At 65.0% G+C, this 8,462-nt stretch carries 7 protein-coding genes and 1 pseudogene; 6 read left to right on the top strand and 2 right to left on the bottom strand.

Going from position 1 to position 8,462, the window contains the following annotated elements; translation table 11 throughout:
- Nucleotides 1-720: 720 nt before the first annotated feature.
- Together G6038_RS29565 and G6038_RS31720 are read left to right on the top strand one after the other, a co-directional pair.
- Entirely contained in the window at nt 721-1,596 is an 876-nt protein-coding gene (locus G6038_RS29565) for a mycofactocin-coupled SDR family oxidoreductase (protein WP_165042341.1), read from the top strand.
- A 240-nt stretch (nt 1,597-1,836) separates the two neighbouring features.
- A pseudogene (locus tag G6038_RS31720) lies at nt 1,837-2,034 on the top strand (carboxyl transferase domain-containing protein); the annotation flags it as partial.
- A 69-nt stretch (nt 2,035-2,103) separates the two neighbouring features.
- On the opposite strand, the gene G6038_RS29570 reads toward G6038_RS31720, so the two are convergent.
- On the bottom strand, nt 2,104-3,039 hold the full coding sequence (locus tag G6038_RS29570) for a LysR family transcriptional regulator (RefSeq protein WP_165042343.1): 936 nt from the start codon (nt 3,037-3,039) through the stop codon (nt 2,104-2,106).
- A gap of 483 nt (nt 3,040-3,522) precedes the next feature.
- Between G6038_RS29570 and G6038_RS29575 the strand changes: the two genes are divergently transcribed.
- Both G6038_RS29575 and G6038_RS29580 read left to right on the top strand, forming a co-directional pair.
- Complete coding sequence (locus G6038_RS29575; protein ID WP_165042345.1) at nt 3,523-4,575, top strand: IS110 family transposase; 1,053 nt, start codon at nt 3,523-3,525, stop codon at nt 4,573-4,575.
- Nucleotides 4,576-4,633: 58 nt separating this feature from the next.
- Entirely contained in the window at nt 4,634-5,872 is a 1,239-nt protein-coding gene (locus G6038_RS29580) for an IS256 family transposase (protein WP_165042347.1), read from the top strand.
- Nucleotides 5,873-6,574: 702 nt separating this feature from the next.
- Here the strand turns inward: G6038_RS29580 and G6038_RS29585 are convergent.
- Nucleotides 6,575-7,180: a hypothetical protein gene (locus tag G6038_RS29585; protein ID WP_165042349.1), complete on the bottom strand. Its 606-nt coding sequence runs from the start codon at nt 7,178-7,180 to the stop codon at nt 6,575-6,577.
- Between the two features lie 151 nt (nt 7,181-7,331).
- Here G6038_RS29585 and G6038_RS31065 point away from each other — a divergent pair, with 151 nt between their 5' ends.
- Nucleotides 7,332-7,487 (top strand): hypothetical protein, encoded by a 156-nt coding sequence (locus G6038_RS31065; protein WP_240918849.1) that lies wholly within the window; start codon nt 7,332-7,334, stop codon nt 7,485-7,487.
- Complete coding sequence (locus G6038_RS29595) at nt 7,474-8,376, top strand: hypothetical protein (RefSeq protein ID WP_165042353.1); 903 nt, start codon at nt 7,474-7,476, stop codon at nt 8,374-8,376. Before G6038_RS31065 ends, G6038_RS29595 begins: the two co-directional genes overlap by 14 nt.
- Nucleotides 8,377-8,462 lie beyond the last annotated feature (86 nt).

The following is an 8,462-nucleotide window of genomic DNA, read 5'->3' on the forward strand; positions in this document are numbered from 1 at the left end:
CCGGAATCCGGGCAGCAACGGTTCGACGATCTCCCACAACGCATCCGGCACCAACCGGGAAGACAACGCATCGACCACGACCGTCATCATGCCGCACACACGATCTAACCCATAAGAGACACGCTCTTAACTGCAGGGCGAACCTCAGTTCCCGAAACTTGATCGACGATGCCGCATGTGTGTCGCGGAAGGGGCTTAGCGGCGGCTCGAACAGCTTCCCGGTGGCATGTCACCCCCCGGAGGAGCCCCACCGTGATTGCGCGGCCGGCCTCAGCGGCCATGTGAACCAGCTGGACCGCCTGCGCCAAATCGCGAATGACGTTCAGGGCTTCTCAATAAACATGTGTTCGACCGGCTGAATTCGAACTCACGCGGCGAGCGGTTCGGCAGAATCGCACCGACGTCACGTCCAGTCGGGAGGATCTGCGACAGCTGCGGCTGCAGATGTAGAGCTTCGGCGCTGCGCGACAGAGACGCCTTCTTCGGCGGCGGCAACAAAGATCCGCTGTGACCGCGGACCAGGTAAGTCGACACGGTTACCGCGGTGAACCAGAGCATACGGAGCGGACCGCACCTGAGGAATAGGCTTGAATTGCTCATTCGTAACCCGATTGAATGAGACGAAATCCCAATAGCCCGATATGAATTCGAGCACTGGCATGACTCGGCAGGCGACATAGCATCGTTGTATCAATCGATACGACGACAATGAGGTCACTGATGAGTCGAATGGATGGAAAAGTCGCTTTCATTACTGGTGCCGGCCGGGGGCAGGGCCGAGCACACGCGCTACGACTCGCTGAGGAGGGGGCCGACATCATCGCCCTCGACTGCCCGAGCCAGGGCGCAATCCCCCACCCCCTGGCGACCGAAGACGACCTGAACGAGACCGTGAGATTGGTCGAAAAGCTCGACCGGCGCATCCTGGGCGTCGTGGGAGACGTTCGAAATCAGGCCGATCTCGACTCAGCAGTCGAATCCGGCTTGGCCGAGTTCGGTCGGATCGACGTTGTGGTGGCCAACGCCGGAGCATGGAGCACCGGCCCGTTCTGGGAGATTCCCGAAGAGCAGTGGAGGGACGTTGTCGACGTCGATCTGCTCGGTGTGATGCGCACCTTGAAGGCGGTGACCCCGCACATGATCGAGCGCGGCGCCGGTTCCATGATCGTTATCGCGTCGGTGAACGGCCGGGAGGCGGGGACGAACTACGCGCACTACGTCAGCGCCAAGCACGGCGTCCTCGGCCTGATGAAGGCTGTGGCGCTTGAACTCGGACCGCACGGCATCCGCTGCAACGCGGTGCTGCCCGGTGTCGTCAGAACGCCGATTCTGGACTGGCAGGGCGGGTGGGACCTGATGGCGGGCGGTCCCGGACTGGGAACCAGGGAAAGCATGGAATCCGGCGGCAAGGCGTATGCCCTACTGAAGGACGTCGGAATGCTCCCTCCGGAGGCGACCAGCGAGGGTGTGCTCTGGCTGGCCTCCGACGAGTCGCGCTATGTCTCGGGTCACGAGCTGGTGATCGACGGTGGACACATGCTTCTGCCGGGACTGAACATGGCCAATATCGCTGCAGCGGCCGCCGAGCAGAGCTGACGCCTGGGCGCAAAAGGTCGTCCGGTGTGGGCTCATCGCTACCGACGAGCCCACACCGGTTATCAGTGGCGGGCCCACGGATTCCATGATCTGATCGACATGTACCGGTAACTGTCTATTCACTCGCTTCGAGACCGAATCCGAGCAGTTCCTGCTCGCTCGCCGGGCGATGCTCGACGCCCTCGCTTAACCCGATGCCACCGCCAAGCAGGTGCGTGCCCTCGACATCGCCGAGCGCAACGGCTGCCCACGATCACGCTCGTCGAATCCGGTGGCGCAAATCTTCCCCGTTAGATCGACATCTTCGTGCCCGGCGCACGGACCTTCCTTGAACTCACCCGCCTCACGGCCGCCGGAATCCCGACCGTTTCCCTCGCCTTCGGCAGTTCCACCGGCGATGCGTACGTGCCGAGGATGAGTCAGTACACCGTGCTGGTCAACCTCTGCTGACTCGGAAGTGCCTTCGCACGCTCAGCAGTCGTGTGCCGGCTCCGTTGAAAAACATACTTACCGAGAAAGTTCGCAGAGATTGCCGCCGGGAATACGATCGATCATGAGGCGGCTGATTTCCTGTGCGCAGGCTGCGAAGGCACGAAGTTCGGGCCTCGTCTCCTCCTGATTGAATGCCACAGCGATCTCGGATGGCGTGGCATCGCGGAGCGGAATCGCCCTGAGCGATGGGTCTTCAAGGCCCATACGCCAAGTGCTCCCCGCAATCGGCATGAGAACATGCTCGAACATCAGTGTGAATTTCAGTTCAGCGACCGTCACCGCGGGTGTGCTGCAGGTCTGACCGGGCTCCTGACGAATGTCGTTCAGAAGCCAGAAATCAATCCAGCTACGAGGAACATTGACAAGATCAATCATGGGTTCGTAGAGGATGTCTTCGACAGACAAGCTGCTGGCGTCCGCTAGGGGGTGAGCTTTACTCATGCACACCATTCGGGGTTCGCTGAAAAGCGGCAGAACAGTAAGACGATCGTCGGAGCACGGTGGGCGCACAAGCGCGATGTCAACATTGCCATCCGCCAGCCCGCTGAACTGTTCGTCGAATGTGCACTCATGAATTTTGATTGGTACGCCAGGATGTGCGTCCTTGAATGCCCTCACGATGGGCACGGTCAGTTCTGCTGCTGCAATCTGTCCAGCCATCAGACCAACGACTAGCGGACGCGTTACCGCAGTGTCCCGCACTTTCTCGACCGCGTGATCGAATCTGCGAATAAGGTGCCGCGCTTGATCGAGCAGAACGAGGCCGGCGGGGGTCAGCTCAACTCCGCGGTGCGAACGTTCGAAGAGGTCCACACCGATCTCTCGTTCCAGCCTACGAATGACCTGCGAAACTTGAGGTTGGGCGGTGAAGCACTTCTGAGCCGCGCGGCGAATGCTGCCTTCTTCAGCTACGGCAACGAACATCCTCAGGTGCCGTACGTCCATGTCCATCTACGTGTACTCCTGACTGCCTGGACGACCGTGGCGCTAGCGACAATCATCCCGTCTATGTGACCTATCTTACGGACAGCCGCTTGGGTCAAGCGTGAGGTGGGCCGCGCATCAGTCGGGGTTGCGTCCATGAAGATGGCGTACGAACCGGACCGGAACGAACTGGCCGGCGTGTCGTAACCGGACGAAAGACGGTCACCGCGTGATTTGTGAGTGTGTGTCGTAGCGATTCGATAGGGAATCGCTGTCAGGATCGGTGCCGATGTCTGGAACTGACTCACGCGTGATTTGGCCACCCGTCTGGGTGTGCCGTGCGAAGGACCCGTCGTTCCGGGCGTCGGCACCGGCCCGCTCCGCCTGCTGGCCTGATCAGAAGCCTGTCCGTGCCGAACCGCACGTGACCCATCACAGATATGCCGTCGGGTGGTTCGCCCCGGGCCGGTGCCGCCCCTGACCCACGCACCCGAAGGAGCGCGAAGGCCCATGACCATGCTGGCAGAAAGTGTGGACGCCGTCATCGGCGGCGACACCCACCGCGACACCCATGCACTGGAGATGACCGCACCGAACGGCACAACACTCGCGACACTGATGATCACCAACGACACCGCGGGATTCGCCAATGCGCTGGCCTGGACCGCCGAACATGCACCGGGCCCACGAATCGTAGTGGGGCTCGAAGGCACCCGAAGCTACGGGATCGGGCTCGCGCGGGCATTGAGCACCGCCGGGATCACGGTCGTCGAGGTCGAATGCCCGCGCCGCCGCACCCGGCGACGCGGCAAATCCGATCCAGGCGATGCCCGCCTGGCCGCACTCGGAGTCCTGCGCATGCCAGAACACCGGAAAGCCCTGCCTCGCAGTGACGGGGATCGGGAAGCAATCCGCATCCTGCTCGGTGCGCGACACGAGCTGACCGTCACGCGCACTGCTCAGATCAACCGACTGCGGGCTCTGCTGCTCACCGGCACCGACGAGGACCGGCAGTGGGCGCGGGCCTCGATGTGTGAACGCACTCTGAGTGCGATCAGACGCCGCCGCGGACGCACCGGCGACGACGTCGAAGCGCAGGTTCGGCGACAGGAGGCGCGCCGCCTGGCTCTCGCCATCGGTGAGGGCACACGAGCCCTGGCGGCGAACACACAACAGCTGGCCCGGCTCGTCGAGACCTTCGCCCCGGGACTCCAGGACGTTCTCGGTGTCGGTCCGGTCAGCGGCGGCCAGTTGATCGCGTCGTGGTCCCATCACGGCCGATGCCGGCACGAGGCTGCCTTCGCGGCCCTCGCCGGAGTCAGTCCGGTCCCGGCGAGCAGCGGTCGCACCCACCGTCACCGTCTCAACCACGGCGGCGATCGACAGCTCAATCGGGCACTGCACGACATCCTGCTCACACGGTGGCGGATGTGTCCGCGTACCCACGCCTACATCACCGCAAGCCGTGCACGAGGCAAATCCGACCCGGAGATCCGCCGCTGCCTCAAGCGCTACATCGCCCGGGAGCTCTTTCGTGTTCTGAACGCCTGTGCTGCCCATTGACATACATAGAAGCGTCCTTCGAGAGAGCTACCAACTCGACTCGACGAAAGAGCACGCGATGACCACTGCCCACGATATCGACCTCCGCCAGCTTGTCGAAGACCGACTCACCGGCGCCAGCCCCGACCTGCTGCGCGAGCTGCTGACGATGTTCATCCACGCCCTGATGGGCGCCGAGGCCGACGCCCTGTGCGGCGCGGGCTACGGCCAACGCTCCGACGAACGCACCAACAGCCGCAACGGCTACCGGCACCGCGACTTCGACACCCGCGTCGGCACCCTCGACGTGGCCATCCCCAAGCTGCGGCAAGGTTCGTACTTCCCGGACTGGCTGCTCGAGCGGCGCAAGCGGGCCGAACGTGCCCTGACCTCGGTCGTTGCGACCTGCTACCTGCTCGGCGTCTCGACCCGCCGGATGGAAAAACTCGTCGATACCCTCGGGATCACCTCGCTGTCGAAGTCCCAGGTCAGCGTGATGGCGAAAGATCTCGACGCCCAGGTCGAGGCCTTCCGGAACCGACCCCTCGATCAGGGACCGTACACCTTCGTCGCCGCCGACGCCCTGGTGCTCAAGGTCCGCGAGAACGGGCGGGTGGTGAACGTGCACGCCCTGGTCGCGGTCGGGGTCAACGCCGACGGCTACCGCGAGATCCTGGGGCTGGACGTCACCTCCGCCGAGGACGGCGCCGGCTGGCTGACCTTCTTCCGCGGGCTGGTCGCCCGCGGGCTGACCGGGGTGAGACTGGTGACCTCCGATGCCCACGCCGGCCTCGTCGCGGCGATCGGCGCCACCCTGCCCGGCGCCTCCTGGCAGAGGTGCCGCACCCACTACGCGACGAACCTCATGGCCGTCACCCCGAAGTCGTCGTGGCCCTGGGTGAAGACACTGCTGCACTCCGTCTACGACCAGCCCGACGCGGATTCCGTTCACGCACAATATGATCGGATCATCGATGCACTCACCGAGAAGCTGCCGAAGGTGGCCGATCACCTCGACGCCGCACGGTCGGATCTGTTGGCGTTCACCGCGTTCCCGAAGCAGATCTGGAAACAGATCTGGAGCAACAATCCGCGCCTCAACAAGGAGATCCGCCGCCGAACCGACGTGGTGGGGATCTTCCCGGACCGCACCGCTCTGATCCGACTTGTCGGAGCGGTGCTGGCCGAACAGCACGACGAGTGGATCGAAGGCCGCCGCTACCTCGGCCTCGACGTACTCGCCCGCTCCCGCACCGACAAGCCCGCCGACAGTGTCACCGAGGACACCGAGGAGGTGACACCGGCCTTGACTGCCTGATCCACCGACGAGGAATCACGCGACGACGTCGTACACCACCTCACGGGACTTGACCCCGCGCAGCGCGGTCGGTCTTGGCCCACCGGTGATACTTGATCTGCGTCCGCGCTACCCGATCCCGGGCGAGTTCCGCCCGAGGCCCGGCGCCGGAGTTCACCGACGCGTCTTGCGCCATCGCAGTACCTCCTATCCATCGTCGCTGCCGCCCTTCCCGATGTGTCCGGCTCTCCCGGACTCGCAGTACTACGGCGGCTCCGCCAGCTCCCGGATCGATCGGTGGACAACGCACCCAGCCACCCCGCAGCACCGGCTGCACCACGGTCGTGGCAGATCCGAGAACCTTCCCGTGTTCACTCGCTGTTCGCTCACCGAAGGAGGCACCCGGCTATCTGCCTGCGGCACCCACCGGCGACTACTCCGTAGTCATTCGCCGCCGGCCCCGCCCGGGGAAAGTAACTCGTCCCCCGGAGGGTCTGCCTGCCCGTCACTCCGGCAGACAGCTCACCGCGCCCGCCCCATATCCGCAGGGTTTGGAGGCGGTTATACGTCAAGACAGGTGATGACACCGGTTCCTCGCGTATACCTCTTCGGCATCGCTCGCCGCGCCCACGCCATCCAGCGGTGCTGACGCGACACGGCTTTGTCGGGGCTGCTCCCACCCTCCCGGGCGTCTCCCCGGTTCCCCGGTCAGGCTGCCCCCAGCTACATAGACTCCTGGCTACGGCCAGGCTCAAGGCAAAGGTCTCTCACCTCCGCTCGAACAGCAAGCGCCTCACGGCGCACCGTAACGTCGTAGAGCAATAGGTTCAGGTCGCCCGCGGCGGCGGCGTGTTCGAAGCAGCGCTGCGCGATCCGGTCACGGTAGCCATGCTCGGTGCAGCGCTGCAGGGTCCGCACGAACGTGTTGCGGTGTGCGGGGACGATGCCGATCTCGCCGAGCACGCGACCCGTGTCGCTGACCGAGGTCGCTTCGACGATGCGGGCTGCCAGCAGCTGGAAGAACGCCTCGTTGTCGATCACATCGAACCCGAGGTGCTGCCACGCGGTGTCGATGACCTCGATCAGCCAGCGGGAGCGCTTGCCGGTGATCACCGATGCCCCGCCGGTACCCGCCCCCAGGTCGAGATCGAGTTGCTGCTGGCCGGCAAGAAGTTTCTCGCGGGCGGTCTCGAGCAGAGCGGCGAGTTCACTGTCGGTATGCGCCGAGCCGAGGTGCTCGAGCACCTTGTCTCGGCGGCCTTGCTTGGCTGCGATCTGCTCCGCGGTCGCGCCCGACGCGGTGCGGACTTTGCGGATATAGGCAGCCACAGAGCGGGAGTCTACCGATCCGTTAGTGTGCCATTTCCCGAACCCGCACCGCTTTCACCAGCACAAACGCCGGATCCGTCCCGAGAATCGGCCAACCTGGTGCAACTCAGGCCAGACACCGGACCGGGTCTCCCCCCGGGTGCTGGGGGCGTTGTGTGCCATCTTCGCGTGCGAACTCGAAGACCTGCTCACCTTCACCTATGCGGAGCAGACGCCCCGTCGCGCCGCGACCGGGACGTCGGTGATCGATCTGAACACCGTGGGGCGTCCGCGGCGGGCCCGGATCATCCGAGATGACACGGACTGACGCCGGGAGCGGCACGCCCGCCGGCGGACGACGAGGTCGGCCGCGCAGCCCCGGAGCACACCACTGCGACCGATGCCGGCACTCCACCAAGAAGATCGTGGCCCGCTGGCCCGACGGAGCGATCTGCTACCCCTGCTACTCGGCGGCCACCCGCACCCACGGCACCTGTCCCGGATGTTCGGCCGTCCGGATGCTGCCCGGACGTGACGCAGCCGGCGCCGCCATCTGCGTGGACTGCGCGGGCATCGCCCTCGACCTGCACTGCCACCGCTGCGGGCACGAGGAAGAGCGCTACCGCGCCAAGCTCTGCGCCCGCTGCGCTCTGCGCGAGGACCTCCAGGCGATTCTGCATCCCACCGACGCCCAGGACACCCGCCACGGGCTCGTCGAGGCCCTGAGCTCCGCAGCCCGCCCGCAGAGCATGCTCACCTGGATGCGGGGTCGGCAGGCAGCGGCGCTTCTTCAGGCGCTCGGGACCGGTGAGGTGGAGCTGAGCCACGACGGTCTCGACCTGCTGCCGCCCGGACGGCCCGTCGAACACCTCCGGGCGCTGGCGGTGCACCACGGACTCCTGGCCGAACGAGATCCGCACCTTGCCCGATTCGAGCGGTGGCTCAGCACCGCCCTCGGCCGCCGCGACGGACAACTCGGCCACACACCCCTGACCCACTTCGCCCACTGGCATCATCTGCGCCGGATCCGCCGGCTTCCGAGCCACAACACAGCCGCCGCTGTTCGCTCAGCGAAACAGGAAATCACCGTCGCAGCAGCGTTTCTCGACCACCTGAGCGATCAGGGTGTCGACCTCGAGAGCGTGAGCCAACGACACATCGACGGATGGCTCGCCCTGATGGCGCTCATTGAAAATGCTCAGTCCTGCTCACCGTAAGTGCTCACCCGTGTGGCTCCGCCGATGAGGGCGGGTCTCCTTCGATGCTGGTGGTCTCTGACCACGCACCAGCACCTCGAAGGAGA

Origin of the sequence: Rhodococcus sp. 14C212 (genome assembly GCF_011058195.1) — a bacterium.
Classification (GTDB): domain Bacteria; phylum Actinomycetota; class Actinomycetes; order Mycobacteriales; family Mycobacteriaceae; genus Rhodococcus; species Rhodococcus aetherivorans.

Bases quoted from the DNA above. Each gene is read 5' to 3' on its own strand.
- G6038_RS29580 (WP_165042347.1), top strand. From the start codon at position 4,634: ATGACCACTGCCCACGATATCGACCTCCGCCAGCTTGTCGAAGACCGA.
- G6038_RS29570 (WP_165042343.1), bottom strand. From the start codon at position 3,039: ATGGACATGGACGTACGGCACCTGAGGATGTTCGTTGCCGTAGCTGAA.
- G6038_RS29575 (WP_165042345.1), top strand. From the start codon at position 3,523: ATGACCATGCTGGCAGAAAGTGTGGACGCCGTCATCGGCGGCGACACC.
- G6038_RS29565 (WP_165042341.1), top strand. From the start codon at position 721: ATGAGTCGAATGGATGGAAAAGTCGCTTTCATTACTGGTGCCGGCCGG.
- G6038_RS29595 (WP_165042353.1), top strand. From the start codon at position 7,474: ATGACACGGACTGACGCCGGGAGCGGCACGCCCGCCGGCGGACGACGA.